This is a genomic window from Cellulomonas sp. Marseille-Q8402 (genome assembly GCF_965119525.1).
The window spans coordinates 16,019-31,124 of record NZ_CBCPLX010000002.1 but is presented as its reverse complement, the minus strand read 5'-3'; the positions used below and the strand labels follow the sequence as shown (position 1 = coordinate 31,124).

The following is a 15,106-nucleotide window of genomic DNA, read 5'->3' as shown; positions in this document are numbered from 1 at the left end:
GGCGGCGGCCACACTTGCCGATCAACCGGTAGACGGCAGCCGGGTATCCCAGCAGCCGGTACTCGTCGCACGCAGACCGGAGGACAGCATGGCCATCCTGGAGATCGCCCCCACCACCTCCAGCATCCTCGGCGAGCCGCTCACCACGCGTGAACGGGTCGTCCTGGCCGAGCTGGCAGAGGACGTGACGCTGGAGGACATCGCGCGTCGCCTGTTCGTCACCCGCAACACGGTGAAGTCCCAGGTGCGCTCGGTGTACCGCAAGATCGGCGTCTCGACCCGCGCCGAGGCCGTCGCCTGGGCGACGGCAGCCGGCATCCGCTGACCAGCCCGCCGGCCCGCGCCGGCGCCACCCGCCCGCCCGGCTCGCCCCGGGCAGACGGGCACGCACGCACCAGGCCGCGTCCCGCCGACCACGGCGGGCCGCGGCCTGCGTCGTCTCAGCCCGTCACCCGGACGACGTGCGCGGCCAGGTCCCGGACCGGCGGCGTGGGCCGGCGCGAGCGCGCCCAGACCATGCGGAGCGTGCGGCTCAGGTCGACACCCTCGACCGGGACCGCGAGCAGGTCGCCGCGGGCGATCTCGTCGGCGACGGTCAGCCGGGACAGCACGGCCGCCCCGGACCCGCCGCGGACGACGTTCTTCACGGCCGAGGTCGAGCCCAGCTGGGCCGGCGACCCCGACAGCGGGTGCCCGGCGGCGGCCAGCGCACGCTCCAGCACCGCGCGCGTGCCCGACCCGGCCTCGCGCACGGCCAGGGGTGCTCCGCTCAGGTCCGCCGCGGTCAGGGGGCGTCGGCGGCGCGCCCACGGGTGGCCCGGTGCGACGACCACGACCAGCTCGTCGTCACCCACCGAGCGGGCGTGCAACCCCTCGGCCACGTCCGGGCCCTCGACGAAGCCGAGGTCCGCGCGACCGTGCAGCACCGCGTCCATCACGTCGCGCGAGTTCGCGACCACCAGGTCCACCACCGCCGCGTCCGCGGGCCTGGAGGCCAGCCAGCCCGGCACCAGGTACTCCGCGACGCTGAGGCTCGCCGCGACCCGGACGCGCCCCTGCTGGGCGGTGCGCAGGGCCCGCACCTCCCGCTCCAGCGCGTCGGAGGCCGCGAGCACGTCCCGCGCCCGCCCGAGCAGCGCCGTCCCCGCCGCGGTGAGGCGCGTGCCTGACGACGCGCGGGCCACCAGCGTCAGGCCGGTCTGCCGCTCGAGCCGGCGCAGGCCGGTGCTGACCGAGGGCTGCGCCAGCCCGAGCGCCCGGGCGGCGCCGGAGAGCGAGCCGTGCGCGTCGACGGCGTCGAGGAGCTCGAGGGCGCCCAGCGGGATGCGCCGTTCCGGCTCCGTGTCCATAGCCTCAGGCTAGAGCCAGCCAGGCAGGTCGGCGTTCCGCCGGCCGCCCGGGCCCCGCACCGTAGGAGGGTGCCTCCCGTCCCGCCCGGTGTGTCCGCCGCCACCCGCACCGTCCCGCGCCGCGTGCTCGGCCTCCACCGCGCGGTCCTGCCCGGTCTCGCGGTCGCCCTGGTCGTCGGCGCCGCGTGCCTCGGGCTGACCGCCGTCGTGCCGGTGCTGCCCGGCCTGCTGCTGGCGATCGTCCTCGGCGCCGTCGCCCGGTCGGCCGGTCTGCTGCCGGCGGTCCTGGAGCCGGGCCTCGCGTGGACGGGCCGCCGGGTGCTCCGGGCCGGCGTCGTGCTGCTCGGGCTCCAGCTGTCGCTCGGCGACCTGCTGGGCCTGGGGCTGGGGGAGGTGGCCGTGCTGCTGGTGACCGTCGCCGCGACGTTCGGCGCGACGCTCTGGCTGGGGCCCCGGCTGGGCGTCGGGCGGCGGCTGACGCTGCTCGTGGCCACCGGGTTCTCGATCTGCGGTGCCGCGGCCGTCGCCGCGATGAGCCCGGTCGCCGACGCCGACGAGGACGAGGTGGCCACGGCCGTCGCGCTGGTGACCGTGTACGGCAGCCTGGCGCTGGTCGCGATCCCGGTGGTGTCCGGGGTGCTGGGGCTCGCCGACCGCACGGCCGGGCTGTGGGCGGGCATGTCGGTGCACGAGGTCGCGCAGGTCGTGGCCGCGGCCGGGACGGTGTCGGCGGCGGCGCTGTCGGTGGCGGTCGTGGCCAAGCTGGCCCGCGTCGTGCTGCTCGCGCCCCTGGTGGCGGGCGTCGGGCTGAGCCGCCGCCGGTCCGCGCCCGTCCGGACGTCCGGTGCCCGGCCGCCGCTCGTCCCGCTGTTCGTCGTCGGGTTCGTCGTCGCGGTGGCCGTGCGGTCCGCGGGCCTGGTGCCCGACGCCGTGCTGCCGGCCGTGAAGCCGGTGACCACCCTGGCGCTCGCCGCGGCGATGACGGCGCTCGGCACGCAGATCGACCTCGGCCGCCTGGTGCGGACGGGTGGTCGGCCGCTCGCGCTCGGCGCGGTCGCGACGCTGGTGGCCGCCGGGGTGAGCCTGGCGGGCCTGCTCGTCGTCGCCTGACCGCCACGCGCCGGGCACCGACCCCTGGCAGACTCGGCCGCATGAAGCCGCCCGTCCTCGTCGTCGCCGCCGCCCTGGTGGACGATCTCGACGCCCCCCGCGCGCTGCTCGCCGCCCGGCGCCGGTCGCCCGCGAGCCTCGCCGGCCGCTGGGAGTTCCCCGGCGGGAAGGTCGAGCCGGGTGAGCGGCCCGAGGACGCGCTGCACCGGGAGCTGCGCGAGGAGCTCGGCGTCCGGGTCGCCCTCGGTGGCGAGCTGGCCGGGCCCGACGACGGGTGCTGGCGGCTGAGCGACACCTACGTCATGCGGCTGTGGCTGGCCGAGGTCGCGTCCGGGGTCCCCGAGCCCCTGGTCGAGCACGACGAGCTGCGCTGGCTGCCGAGCGGGCAGTGGCGCGCCGTGCCCTGGCTGGACGCCGACGTGCGCATCGTCGAGGCGCTCAGCGAGGCCGTCGAGGGTGACGCCGCGCGCGTCTGACCAGCACGTTCACCTCTGGGCGAACACCCTGGGCCTCGATCTGGCACTCGGCACCCGAGAGTGCTAGAACATCTCTCGTAGCCCTCTCGGCGCGGCCGCGCCGGGGCAGCACGGTCCCGGACCGTCCGGGACCGCGTGGACGCTTCCGAGGAGGTGACGGGCTGTGGCTACGCGATTCGACCCGTTCCAGGAGATGGACCGGCTGATGGGCCAGGTGCTCGGCTCGCAGCGTGCCGCCGCGACCATGCCGATGGACCTGTTCCGCGCCGGCGACCACTACGTCCTGCACGTCGACCTGCCGGGTGCGGACCCCGGGACCATCGACGTGAACGTGGACGACCGGACGCTGACCATCCGCGCCCAGCGCACGGCGCGCACGGAGGACGGCGTCCAGTGGCTCGCCAAGGAGCGCCCCGTCGGCACCTACGCGCGGCAGCTGACCGTCGGCCGCGGGCTCGACCTGGACGCCATCTCCGCGTCGTACGCCGACGGCGTGCTCACGCTCACCATCCCGGTGGCCGAGGAGGCCCGGCCGCGCCGCATCGAGGTCAGCACCGGTGGGACACCGGCGACCATCGAGAGCGCGGGCGCGTCACGCGAGGCGCACGCGTCCGCCTGACCCGCCGCCCGGCCACCACGCCGACGCCCCGGCCCCCTCGGCGCGAGGGGACCGGGGCGTCGGCGCGTGCGGGTCAGGCCGTCGGCACCGCCAGCGACGACCGCACGGTGCGGGTCGCCGCGAGCACGTGCTCGAGCGTCGGGGTCACCTCGGCGTACCGGCGGGTCTTCAGGCCGCAGTCGGGGTTGACCCAGAGCTGCGCGGGGTCGACCACGCGGACCGCCTCGGACAGCAGCTCGGTCACCTCGGCCTCGCTCGGGACGCGCGGGGAGTGGATGTCCCACACGCCCGGCCCGATGCCGCGGGGGTAGCCCTCGCTGGCGATGTCGCCGAGGATCTCCATCTTCGACCGGGCCGCCTCGATCGACGTCACGTCGGCGTCGAGCCCGTCGATCGCGCCGAAGATCTCCCCGAACTCGGAGTAGCAGAGGTGCGTGTGGACCTGCGTGTCCGGCCGCACGCCCGAGGTGGCGAGGCGGAACGCGGCGACCGACCAGTCGAGGTAGGCGGCGTGGTCGTCGGCACGCAGGGGCAGCAGCTCGCGCAGGGCGGGCTCGTCGACCTGCACGATCGCGGTGCCCGCGGCCTCCAGGTCCGCGATCTCGTCACGCAGGGCCAGCGCCACCTGGTTCGCGGTGTCGGCCAGCGGCTGGTCGTCGCGCACGAACGACCAGGCGAGGATCGTCACCGGGCCGGTGAGCATGCCCTTGACGGGCTTCGCCGTGAGCGACTGCGTGTACGTGGTCCACGGCACCGTGATCGGCGCGGGGCGCGAGACGTCGCCCCAGAGGATCGACGGGCGGGTGCAGCGGGAGCCGTACGACTGCACCCAGCCGTGCTGCGTGACCGCGAACCCGTCGAGGTTCTCGGCGAAGTACTGGACCATGTCGTTGCGCTCGGGCTCGCCGTGCACCAGGACGTCCAGGCCGATCTCCTCCTGCAGCGCGACGACGCGGCGGATCTCCGCCTTCATCTCGTCCTCGTACTGCGCGGCGGTGAGCTCGCCACGGCCGAACGCCGCGCGGGCCACCCGGATCTCCGGCGTCTGCGGGAACGACCCGATGGTCGTCGTCGGCAGCACCGGCAGCTGCAGGCGCTCGGCCTGCGCGGCGGCTCGGTCGGCGAACGCACCGCGCCGGAACGCCTCGGACGACAGACCCGCCAGGCGCTCGCGGACCTCGGGCCGGACGACACCCGCGGCCTCGGCGCGGGACCGGCGCGCGTCGGCCGCGGCCAGCAGCTCGGCGTGCACGGCCTCGCGGCCCTCGGTCAGGCCCGTGGCCAGCGTGACGACCTCGGCCGTCTTCTGGTCGGCGAACGCGAGCCAGGAGCGCAGCGTCGGGTCCAGCTGCGTCTCGTCCTCGACGTCGTGCGGCACGTGGAAGAGCGAGGTCGACGTGCCGATGGACACCTGGCGGGCACCCAGCCCCTCCAGGCCCTCGAGGGCACCGAGCGCCGCGTCGAGGTCGGCGCGCCAGATGTTGTGCCCGTCGACGACGCCGCCGACCAGCACCTTGCCCTCCAGGCCGGGTACCGGGCCGGCCGGGGCGGCGCCCCGGACCAGGTCGAGCGCCAGGCCCTCGACGTCCGTGCCCGCCAGCACGGGGAGCGCGTCGCGCAGGTCGCCGTACGGCGCGGCGACCAGGATCGCGGGCCGCTCGGCGGCGGGCAGCTCGGTCGCGAGCACCCGGTAGGCCTCGGCCGCGGCGCCGAGCAGCCGGTCGGCCGGGACGCCGGTCGAGTCGGACACCAGGGCCGGCTCGTCCAGCTGCACCCACGTCGCGCCGGCGCGGGCCAGGTCGCGCAGCAGCTCGGCGTACACCGGCAGCACGTCGGCCAGGCGGTCGATGGGCAGGAAGCCCTCGGGGGCGTCCTCGGTCGGCTTGGCGAGCGCCAGGAACGTCACCGGACCGACCAGCACCGGCCGGGTGAGCACGCCGTCGGCCAGCCCCTCGGCCAGCTCGCGGACCGGACGGTCGCTCGCGTACCGGAAGGTCGTCGCGGGGCCGATCTCCGGCACCAGGTAGTGGTAGTTCGAGTCGAACCACTTGGTCATCTCGAGCGGCAGGTCGTCCCCGCGGCCGCGGGCGACCGTGGAGTAGCCGGCGAGGTCGAGGCCGCCGTCGGCGGTGGTCAGGTCGGCGAACCGCTCCGGGACCGCGCCGAGGACGGCCGCGGCGTCGAGCACGTGGTCGTAGAACGAGAACGCGCTCGGGATCGCGGGCAGCGTGGTGTCCAGGCCGAGCCCGGCCAGACGGGTGCGGGTACGGCGGCGCAGGTCCGCGGCGGTCGCCTCGACCTCCTCGGCGCTCGCGCGCCCGGCCCAGAACGCCTCCAGGGCCTTCTTGAGCTCGCGGCGCGGCCCGATCCGGGGGGAGCCCAGGACGGTGGCGGCGGGGAACGGGTGGGTCTGGTGCTCGGTCATCTCTCGCCTCGGCCTGGTGGGGACAGGGGTCAGGGTGGTCGTGGGGGCCGGTTCGACGCGGCTGTGGGCGGTGGGGCCGTCTCCGCCCAGGCCGGCACCGGCGAGCAGGTCCAGCGCGGGACCGTGGGTGTTGAACGTGTACAGGTGCACGCCGGGCGCGCCGCCGTCCAGCACCGCGTGCACCAGGTCGACGCCGAGCCGGGTGCCGGCCCGGTGCCGCCGGGCGACGTCCGCGGGGTCGTCCGGGTCGAACGCGTCCAGGCGCGCCAGCACGTCCGCGGGGACCGGGACGCCGGTCGCCTGCTGGACGCGGCGCAGGCGGGCCGGGTCGGTCATCGGGATGATCCCCGGGACGATGGGGATGGTCACCCCCGCGTCGCGGGCCAGCGTCACCAGGCTCGGCGTACGACCCGGCGTCGTAGAACACCTGCGTGATCGCGAAGTCCGCACCGGCCTGCTGCTTGGCCAGCAGCGCCTCGACGTCCTGCTGCAGCGTGCCGCCCGAGCCGGCGTTGCCGCGAGGGAACGCGGCCACCGCGACGGACAGCGGCCGGGAGGCGGCGCGCACCGCCTGCGCCGGGCTCGACGCGCACCGGCGCCGCTCGATCTCCCGGAGCAGGCCCACGAGCGCGCTCGCGGTCGGCAGGCCGTCGGGGTGCGGCTCCCACGAGTGGTCGGCCGGCGGGTCGCCCCGCAGCGCGAGGAACGAGCGGACGCCCTCGTCCAGGAACTCCTCGATCGTGTCGGCCAGGTCCTCGCGCGAGGTCCCGACGCAGGTCAGGTGCGCGATCGGCGTCAGCGACGTCTCGCGCAGCAGCCGCCGGACCAGCGCGCGCGTCGTGCGGCGGGTGCTGCCCGAGGCGCCGTAGGTCACGGACACGAAGTCCGGGCGCGCCGAGGCCAGGCTCCTGCACCGTCGCCCACAGGCGCGGGGCGGCGTCCGGGTTCCGCGGCGGGAACAGGCTCGAACGACACCGTCGGGCGGTCGACCGCGCCGAGGCCGTCCGCGACCACGTCGCCGTGGCCCGGGTGCAGGGGTACGCCGGTACTGCTCATCGTCGCCTCCATCGAACCTGGCGGAAGCACCCACACCCTCCACGCGGAGGGGGTTGCTGCGACGTCGACGAGCCAGGTCTCTCGGTCGCTCTGGATGGTGCGGCAACCCTAGGACGCGTGCGGGTGGGCGTCCAGTGCCCCTGACGCGTCACGTTCTCGTGGCCCGGATCACACCGGCGGGCGCGCGCCCGTGCGGGTCCGGCGGCCCCGTGCGAGGCTGCGGGAGGTGAGCCCTCGTGACCTGCGCCGCGTCCCCCGCCCCGCCGACCGCGACCGCCTGGACGTGCGCGACCTCGTCGCCGACGCCGCCACGGGCGCGCAGGCCTGCTCGGAGAGCACCGCGCGCAGGCTCGGGGAGCGGCCGGTCTGGGACGCGCGGTCGTCCGCGCTGGTGTGGGTCGACATCGACGGCCGCGCCGTGCACCGCTGGGCCGACGGCGACCCCGCCCGGGACACCGTGCTCAGCACCACCTCACCGGTGGGCGTCGCGTGGCCGACCTCCTCGGGCGGGCTGCTGCTCGCCACGGCCGACGGCCTCGCGGTGCACGACGGCACCCGGCTCGGCCCGCTGACCCGGCCCGAGGACATGCCCGACGACTACCGGTTCAACGACGGCGGCTGCGACCCGGCGGGGCGGTTCTGGGTCTCGACCCTGCCGCGGAGCGGGTCCGCAGGTGACGGCGTCGTGCTCCGGGTGGTCGGCGGACCGGGCGGGCTCGAGGTCGACACCGCCCTCACCGGCGTCGCGCTGGGCAACGGGATCGCGTGGAGCCCGGACGGCAGCGTGCTCTACCTGACCGACACGGACGCGAAGGTCGTCCACCGGCTCCCCTACGACGTCGCGGCCGGGACGGCGGGGGAGCCGGAGCCCTTCCTCGCGTTCAGGCCCGACGGGCCCGGCCCCGACGGCACCGCGGTCGACGCCGAGGGCGGGCTGTGGATCGCCACGTACGGCGGCGGGCACGTGCTCCGGTTCGCGGCCGACGGGACGCCGCGGGGTGCGTACGCGGTGCCGGTGCCCGACGTGACCTGCCCGGGGTTCGGGCCGGCGGGGTCGGGGGCGCTGTACGTCACGACGGCGTCGAGCGGCGGGTCGTGGACCGGCGGCGACGCTCTGCCGGGGCCGGCGTCCGCCGAGGAGGAGCGGGGCGGGGCGGTGTTCCGGGTCGACGTGGACGTGGACGGGTCGCCGGTGCGGGAGTTCGCGGACGGGTGAGGTCGCGGTGCGCGCGTGGCCTCAGGCGCGCGCCAGCACCACCGGGCAGTCCGCGAGGTGGTCGTCGACCATCCCGCACGCCTGCATCGCGGCGTACGCCGTCGTCGGGCCGACGAACCGGAACCCGAGCGACTTCAGCTCCTTGGCGAGGGCGACCGACTCCGGCGTCGTCGCCGGCACGTCCGCGAAGGTCCGGGCGCGCGCTCGGTCCGCCGCCGGGGTCGCGTACGCCCAGAACAGCGCGTCGAGCGTCCGGCCCTGGGCGTGCAGGTCCAGCAGCGCCCGGGCGTTCGCGATGGTCGCCGTGATCTTGGCGCGGTTCCGGATGATCCCGGCGTCGGCCATCAGGCGCTCGACGTCGTGCTCGTCGTACGCGGCGACCACGGCGGGGTCGAAGCCGGCGAAGGCCTCCCGGAAGGCCTCGCGCTTGCGCAGCACGGTGATCCACGCCAGCCCCGACTGGAAGGCCTCGAGCGTGACCCGCTCGTAGAGGGAGCGCTCGCCGTGCACGGGCACGCCCCACTCCTCGTCGTGGTACCGCTCGTAGAGGGGGTCGCCGTCGCCGAAGCACCGGCGGCCGGCCGGGCGTGCGCCCGCGGTCGCGGCGGTCACGGGGTGCTGGACCTGGTTCTCCACCGGCGGTGCCGGCTCGGCGGGGTCCCCGGGTGCGTCGGTGCTCGTCATGGCGGCCACTCTGCCGCAGCCGTCCGACAGCCGGCCGGCTGCGTCCACCACCCACCCGGGCTCGTGACCTGGGGACGCCGTCCCAGCGGTACCACGATGTGGACGTGGGTTGTCTACCTCGTGAGACGGCGTAAGGTCGCCGGTGCGCTGGAGCACCGCGTGCGTCACCCGAGCCGGCCTGCGAGCCGACCCGGGACCACCGACGGTGGTCCCGTGCCCACAGGCCTCCCCGAGGCCTTCGCAGCCCGTCGAACCGGAGTCGTCCCGCATGTCAGCCACCGCCGTGTCCACCACCGAGCCGGCCGCACCCAAGCCGCTGAACTCGCCCTCGCGGGTCATCGCCGCGAGCCTCGTGGGCACCACCATCGAGTTCTACGACTTCTACGTGTACGCGACGGCCGCGGTCCTCGTGTTCCCGCACCTGTTCTTCCCGTCGGCCAACGAGACGACCGCCCTGCTCGCGTCCTTCGCGGTGTTCGGCGCCGCGATGGTCGCCCGCCCGATCGGTGCCATCTTCTTCGGCCACCTCGGGGACCGCCGCGGGCGCAAGACCACGCTGGTCTACTCGCTGCTGACGATGGGTGTCGCGACGTTCCTCATCGGCGTCCTGCCGACGGTGGACCAGATCGGCGTGACGGCGGCGGTGCTGCTGCTGATCCTGCGGCTGGCGCAGGGCTTCGCGCTCGGCGGCGAGTGGTCCGGCGCGGCGCTCGTGGCCACGGAGAACGCGCCCGCGGGCAAGCGCGCCTGGTACGGCACGTTCCCGCAGCTCGGCGCGCCGCTCGGCTTCATCATCGCCAACGGCATCTTCCTGATCATCAACGGCGTGCTCGGCCAGGGCTCGGACGCCTTCATGTCCTGGGGCTGGCGCGTGCCGTTCCTGTTCTCGGCCGTCATGGTGATCATCGGCCTGTGGGTCCGGCTCAAGCTGGTCGAGTCGGAGGCGTTCACCGCCGCCGAGAAGAAGGGCCGGATCACCAAGATCCCGCTCGGCACGACCCTGAAGTTCCACTGGCGCGCGACCCTGCTCGGCACGTTCATCATGCTGGCGACGTACGTGCTGTTCTACCTGATGACCAACTTCACGCTGACCTACGGCACCCGTGCGGCCGCCCCGGAGAACGGCGACCCCGGCGGCCTCGGCATCCCGTACGTGCACTTCGTGCTGATGCAGATCCTCGGCGTGGTGTTCTTCGGCATCTTCACGCTGATCGCCGGCCCGCTGGCGGACCGGATCGGCCGCCGGAAGCTGCTGATCGGCGTGACGTCCCTGATCGTCCTGTTCGGCCTGTCGTTCCCGTTGTTCCTGACCCTCCGGGACGACCTGCTGTTCTCCGGCGCGATGGTGCAGGCGTTCCTGGTGCTCGGCTTCATGCTGATGGGTGCGACGTTCGGCCCGATGGGCGCGCTGCTGCCCGAGCTCTTCCCGACCAACGTCCGGTACACGGGCTCGGCCATCGCCTACAACGTGTCGTCGATCCTCGGCGCCGCGCTCGCGCCGATCGTGGCCCTCGCGCTGTGGGCCGCGGCCGACGGCAGCACCTGGCTGGTCGGCGTGTACCTGTCCGGCGCCGGCGTCCTCACGCTGATCGCGCTGGTCCTCACCCGCGAGACGAAGGACCAGGACTACTCCCGCGCGTCCCACGAGGGCTGAGCGAGCACTCCACCCGCGAGGTCGTCACTCCTCGCCGAGGTCGTCACGTCTGCCGGACGACCTCGTGCACGAGTGACGACCTCGCGGCGTGCTGGCCGCCGGGCTAGGCCAGCGACGACAGCGTCTTGCGGATGCGCTTCTCGCTGACGGGCACCGGGGTGCCGAGCTGCTGCGCGAACAGGCTGACGCGCAGCTCCTCCAGCAGCCAGCGGACCTCGTCGAGCGTCGCCAGGTCGGCGGGCACGGGGGTCCGGCTCGTGACGCGGGCGCGGGTCTGGCCGAGCAGCTGCTCCAGGTCGTGCACCTGCCACGCGAGCTGCTCGTCGCGGGTCGGGTTGGCCCCGGCCTTGTCGAGCCGGTGCGCGGCGGCCCGCAGGTAGCGGGACAGCTGCGGCAGCCGCTCGGCGCCGGTCTCCGAGACGAACCCGTCGTGCACGAGCCGGCTCGCCTGCTCCTGGACGTCCCGGACGGCGCCGAGCAGCGCGAGCGAGCGGGTGCCGCGCACGGCGGCGTCCAGGTCCCGCGCGGCGGCGAGGACGGTGACCAGGTCGCCGACGACGGCGTGCACGGCGTCCTCGAGCCCGGCCCGGACCGCGGTGCGGGCGTCGGCGTACGTGTCGGCGGTGCGCACGGTCGTCGCCGGCCGGCCCGCGAGGTGGGCGGCGAGCAGCCGGTCGACGGCCGCGAGCTGGACGTCGGCGACCAGGGCGTCGGTGCTCGGGTACGGGCTGGCGGCGAGCGTGAGCGCCTGGGTGCCGGTCCAGCGGCTGGTGATCCGGCCCGCGGGCAGGCCGACGTCGAGCAGGAGCAGGCGCCGGAGGCCCGCCCGGTGCCGCACGGCCTGCTCGCCGGCGTCCGCCAGCACCTCGACGCGCACGGTGGCGGACGTGCCCCGGCCGTGCTCGACGAGCGCCGGGTAGCCGCGGACGGTGAGGCCGCTGGGGTCCTGGGTCTCGACGCGCTCGGGCAGCGCGCCGCCGGGCAGGTCGGCGGGCCAGGTGGTGAGGTCGGTGCCGTCGAAGCCGGGCAGCGCCGGGGGAGCGGGCCGGCGGCCGGGGGTCGGTGCGGCGGGCGCGGCGGCCGTCCCGCGCGCGTCCGCCATCGCGTCCCGCACCGCGGTCCGCACGGCGCTGCTCACCGCGTCCTGCGTGCGCGCGGCGAGGCGGCGCTGCAGCACGGCGAGGTCCTTGCCCTCGTCCACGACGCGGCCGCGGTCGTCGACCACGCGGAACGTCACCCGCAGGTGCGGGGGCAGGCGGTCGTCGTCGAAGGCGTCGGCCGGGACGTCGACGTCGCGGAGCGCGCGCACGGCCTGCCGGAACGCGTCGCGGAACGACGGCGCGGCGTCGGCGGCCCGTACGGTGTCCGCCCACGACGCGGTGTGCGCGTCGAGCCAGGCCACCACGTCGCGCGCGACGTCCGGCGCGGGCACCAGCTGGACCCGGACCGGCTTCGGCAGCGCGCGGATCGTCGCGGTCGCCAGCTCCTCCCGCAGGCCCGGCACCATCCAGTCGAAGCCCTCCGGCCGCACCCGCGCCAGGGCGACGAGCGGGACGTGCACGGTCACGCCGTCGGCGTCCGCGCCGGGCTGGAACTGATAGGTCAGCGGCAGCTCGAGGTCGCCCTGGGGCCAGGTCGACGGGAACGACGACTCGTCGACCCCGGCGTCGTCGGCGACCAGCAGCTCGCGCGTGAACGAGAGCAGGTCGGGCCGGTCGCGGCGGGCGCCCTTCCACCACTGGTCGAAGTGCCGCGCGGACACGACGTCGTCCGGGATGCGCTCGTCGTAGAAGGCGAACAGCGCGTCGTCGTCCACCACCAGGCCGCGGCGCCGGGACCGTGCCTCGAGGTCCTCGGCCTCCTCGAGCAGGCGGCGGTTCTCGGCGAAGAACGCGTGGTGCGTCGTCCAGTCGCCCTCGACCAGGGCGTGCCGGATGAACAGCTCGCGCGCGTGCTCGGCGTCGACCTTGCCGAACAGCACACGCCGGCCGGTGACGATCGGGACGCCGTACAGCATCACGCGCTCGACGGCCATCGCCGCACCCTGCTTGGACGACCACGACGGCTCGGAGTACGACCGCTTCACCAGGTGCGCCGCGAGGTCCTCGGCCCACTCGGGCTGGATGCGGGCGACGTCCCGGCCCCACAGGCGCGAGGTCTCGACCAGCTCGCCGGCCATCACCCAGGCCGGCGGTTTCTTGGCCAGGCCGGAGCCGGGGAAGATCGCGAACTTCGCGCCGCGCGCCCCGAGGTACTCGTTCCGCGCCCGCCGGTCCGGGGTCCGCCCGCCGTCGCGGCCGCCCTGGGCGCGTGCCTTCGGCGCGCCGCCCGACAGGTCGGACGCCTCCTGCATGCCGATCTGCGACAGCAGCCCGGCCAGCAGCGACACGTGCACGCGGTCGGCGTCCCACTCGAGGCGGTGCGCGCCGCGTCCCTCGGTGGCCGGGTCGCGCTCCTCCGACAGGTCGCGGTCGGTCTGCCGGGGCGGGTTCATCGTGATGCCGAGCGGCTTGGCGAGCTCCTTGAGCTGCGTGACGACGTCCTGCCACTCCCGCAGCCGCAGGAAGTTCAGGTACTCCGCCCTGCACAGCCGCCGGAACGCGGAGCTGGACAGGTCCCGCTGCGCGTCGCGGACGTACTGCCAGAGGTTGAGGTACGCGAGGAAGTCCGACGTCGGGTCGGCGAAGCGCGCGTGCAGCTGGTCCGCCTGCGCGCGCTGCTCGACGGGCCGCTCGCGCGGGTCCTGGATCGACAGCGCGGCGGCGATGATCATCACCTCGCGCGCGACGCCCCGGCGGCCGCCCTCGACGATCATCCGCGCCAGGCGCGGGTCCATCGGGAGCTGGGCGAGGGCCCGGCCGGTGTCGGTGAGGCGGGTACCGGCGGGGCCGGTGTCGAGCGCGTGCAGCTCGGTCAGCAGCTGCACGCCGTCCCGCACCGCCCGCACGTCCGGCGGGTCGACGAACGGGAACGACGCCACGTCGTCCGGCCCGACCGCCACGCCCACGGAGATCATCTGCAGGATCACGGACGCGAGCGAGGTGCGCAGGATCTCGGGCTCGGTGAACCGCGGCCGCGACGCGAAGTCGTCCTCGGAGTACAGCCGGATCGCGATGCCGTCCGCGACGCGCCCGCACCGGCCGGACCGCTGGTTCGCAGACGCCTGGGAGATCGGCTCGATCGGCAGCCGCTGCACCTTGGTCGCCTTGGAGTACCGGGAGATGCGCGCGGTGCCGGGGTCGACGACGTACCGGATGCCGGGGACGGTCAGCGACGTCTCGGCGACGTTCGTGGCGAGCACGACGCGGCGGGTGCCGTGCTGCTGGAACACCCGGTGCTGCTCCGCCGCGGAGAGCCGGCCGTACAGCGGCAGCAGCTCGACGGCGTCGGGCCGGCGCGCGTCCTGCACCCGCACCCCGAGGTGCCCGCGCAGGGCCTCCTCGGCGTCGCGGATCTCCCGCTCGCCGGACAAGAACACGAGGACGTCGCCCGGGCCCTCGCGGGTCAGCTCGTCGACGGCCTCGCAGATCGCGGTCATCAGGTCGCGGTCCTCGGCGGGCGGCGGGGTCTTCGCGGGCGTGCCGCGCGCTCCCGACCGCCGGGCCGGGGCGGGCACGTCCTCGAGGTCGTCCGGGTCGTCGGTCGGGCGGTCCGGCGACAGCGGGCGGTACCGGACCTCCACCGGGTAGGTGCGCCCGGTGACCTCGACCACCGGCGCCGGTACGCCGTCCGGGTGCTCGGCGGTCGCCGGCCCGGCGAAGTGCGCGGCGAACCGGGCGGAGTCGATCGTCGCGGAGGTGATGACGACCTTGAGCCCGGGGCGGCGCGGCAGCAGCTGGGCCAGGTACCCGAGGATGAAGTCGATGTTGAGCGAGCGCTCGTGCGCCTCGTCGATGATCAGCGTGTCGTAGGCCAGCAGCTCCGGGTCGCGCTGGATCTGCGCGAGGAGGATGCCGTCGGTCATCACCTTGACCAGGGTCCGCTCCGACGACTCGTCGGTGAACCGCACCTGGTAGCCGACCAGCTCCCCGATGGTGGTGCCGAGCTCCTCGGCGATCCGCTCCGCGACCGTGCGCGCGGCGATCCGGCGGGGCTGGGTGTGCCCGATCTGGCCGTCCCGCCCGCGGCCGAGCTCCAGGGCGATCTTGGGCAGCTGCGTGGTCTTGCCGGACCCGGTCTCGCCCGCGACGATCACGACCTGGTGGTCCCGGATGGCGGCGGCGATCTCCGCACGGCGTGCGGAGACGGGCAGCTGCTCGGGGTAGACGACCGGGGGCAGCACGGCCGCGCGCCGGGCGTCGGCCATGGCGGCGAGGCGTCGGGCGCGGGCGTCGCGGCCCCTGGACCGGTCGGAGCGGTCGGGCCGGTCGGAGCGGTCGGGCCGGTCGGAGCGGTCGGGCCGGTCGGTGCGGTCGGGCCGGTCGGAGCGGTTCGGCTGCGCGGGGCTCGTGCCCCGGTCCGCGGGTCGACGTCCCCGTCCCCCGCGACGACGCCGGGGACGCTGCCCGCTGGCGTCG

Annotated in this window: 10 protein-coding genes, 1 pseudogene and 1 riboswitch; of the genes and pseudogenes, 6 read left to right on the top strand and 5 right to left on the bottom strand. The window is 75.6% G+C overall.

The window, feature by feature from the left end; translation table 11 throughout:
- The first annotated feature begins 88 nt into the window (after positions 1-88).
- Positions 89-325 carry a LuxR C-terminal-related transcriptional regulator gene (locus ACWPWW_RS11225; RefSeq protein WP_454050464.1) on the top strand — a complete coding sequence of 79 codons (237 nt, stop codon included), beginning with the start codon at positions 89-91 and terminating at the stop codon, positions 323-325.
- Between the two features lie 115 nt (positions 326-440).
- Here ACWPWW_RS11225 and ACWPWW_RS11220 read toward each other — a convergent pair whose 3' ends face one another.
- On the bottom strand, positions 441-1,349 hold the full coding sequence (locus ACWPWW_RS11220; protein WP_454050463.1) for a LysR family transcriptional regulator: 909 nt from the start codon (positions 1,347-1,349) through the stop codon (positions 441-443).
- 69 nt (positions 1,350-1,418) lie between these two features.
- On the opposite strand from ACWPWW_RS11220, the gene ACWPWW_RS11215 reads away from it, so the two are divergent.
- From ACWPWW_RS11215 to ACWPWW_RS11205, 3 genes are all read left to right on the top strand, one after another.
- Complete coding sequence (locus ACWPWW_RS11215) at positions 1,419-2,459, top strand: YeiH family protein (RefSeq protein WP_454050462.1); 1,041 nt, start codon at positions 1,419-1,421, stop codon at positions 2,457-2,459.
- Between the two features lie 41 nt (positions 2,460-2,500).
- Positions 2,501-2,935 (top strand): (deoxy)nucleoside triphosphate pyrophosphohydrolase, encoded by a 435-nt coding sequence (locus ACWPWW_RS11210; protein ID WP_454050461.1) that lies wholly within the window; start codon positions 2,501-2,503, stop codon positions 2,933-2,935.
- Positions 2,936-3,098: 163 nt separating this feature from the next.
- Positions 3,099-3,554 (top strand): Hsp20/alpha crystallin family protein, encoded by a 456-nt coding sequence (locus ACWPWW_RS11205; RefSeq protein WP_454050460.1) that lies wholly within the window; start codon positions 3,099-3,101, stop codon positions 3,552-3,554.
- A 73-nt stretch (positions 3,555-3,627) separates the two neighbouring features.
- Here the strand turns inward: ACWPWW_RS11205 and metE are convergent, their stop codons facing one another.
- Positions 3,628-6,372, bottom strand: coding sequence for a 5-methyltetrahydropteroyltriglutamate--homocysteine S-methyltransferase (metE, locus tag ACWPWW_RS11200; protein ID WP_454050459.1), 2,745 nt, complete (start codon positions 6,370-6,372; stop codon positions 3,628-3,630).
- 64 nt (positions 6,373-6,436) lie between these two features.
- Positions 6,437-6,853, bottom strand: a pseudogene (locus tag ACWPWW_RS11195) (methylenetetrahydrofolate reductase); the annotation flags it as partial.
- Positions 6,854-7,040: 187 nt separating this feature from the next.
- Positions 7,041-7,136, bottom strand: a riboswitch (SAM riboswitch).
- Positions 7,137-7,261: 125 nt separating this feature from the next.
- Here ACWPWW_RS11195 and ACWPWW_RS11190 point away from each other — a divergent pair.
- Positions 7,262-8,251: an SMP-30/gluconolactonase/LRE family protein gene (locus ACWPWW_RS11190; RefSeq protein WP_454050458.1), complete on the top strand. Its 990-nt coding sequence runs from the start codon at positions 7,262-7,264 to the stop codon at positions 8,249-8,251.
- Positions 8,252-8,272: 21 nt separating this feature from the next.
- Here the strand turns inward: ACWPWW_RS11190 and ACWPWW_RS11185 are convergent, their stop codons facing one another.
- Positions 8,273-8,935, bottom strand: a complete 663-nt coding sequence (locus ACWPWW_RS11185; protein WP_454050457.1) for a DNA-3-methyladenine glycosylase I — start codon at positions 8,933-8,935, stop codon at positions 8,273-8,275.
- 268 nt (positions 8,936-9,203) lie between these two features.
- Between ACWPWW_RS11185 and ACWPWW_RS11180 the strand changes: the two genes are divergently transcribed.
- Positions 9,204-10,589, top strand: coding sequence for an MFS transporter (locus ACWPWW_RS11180; protein ID WP_454050456.1), 1,386 nt, complete (start codon positions 9,204-9,206; stop codon positions 10,587-10,589).
- A 103-nt stretch (positions 10,590-10,692) separates the two neighbouring features.
- Here the strand turns inward: ACWPWW_RS11180 and hrpA are convergent, their stop codons facing one another.
- Entirely contained in the window at positions 10,693-14,895 is a 4,203-nt protein-coding gene (gene hrpA / locus ACWPWW_RS11175) for an ATP-dependent RNA helicase HrpA (protein ID WP_454050455.1), read from the bottom strand.
- Positions 14,896-15,106: the final 211 nt, after the last annotated feature.

Coding starts and splice junctions, on each gene's coding strand:
- ACWPWW_RS11225 (WP_454050464.1), top strand. CDS start 89: ATGGCCATCCTGGAGATCGCCCCCACCACCTCCAGCATCCTCGGCGAG.
- ACWPWW_RS11220 (WP_454050463.1), bottom strand. CDS start 1,349: ATGGACACGGAGCCGGAACGGCGCATCCCGCTGGGCGCCCTCGAGCTC.
- ACWPWW_RS11210 (WP_454050461.1), top strand. CDS start 2,501: ATGAAGCCGCCCGTCCTCGTCGTCGCCGCCGCCCTGGTGGACGATCTC.
- ACWPWW_RS11185 (WP_454050457.1), bottom strand. CDS start 8,935: ATGACGAGCACCGACGCACCCGGGGACCCCGCCGAGCCGGCACCGCCG.
- ACWPWW_RS11180 (WP_454050456.1), top strand. CDS start 9,204: ATGTCAGCCACCGCCGTGTCCACCACCGAGCCGGCCGCACCCAAGCCG.
- hrpA (WP_454050455.1), bottom strand. CDS start 14,895: ATGGCCGACGCCCGGCGCGCGGCCGTGCTGCCCCCGGTCGTCTACCCC.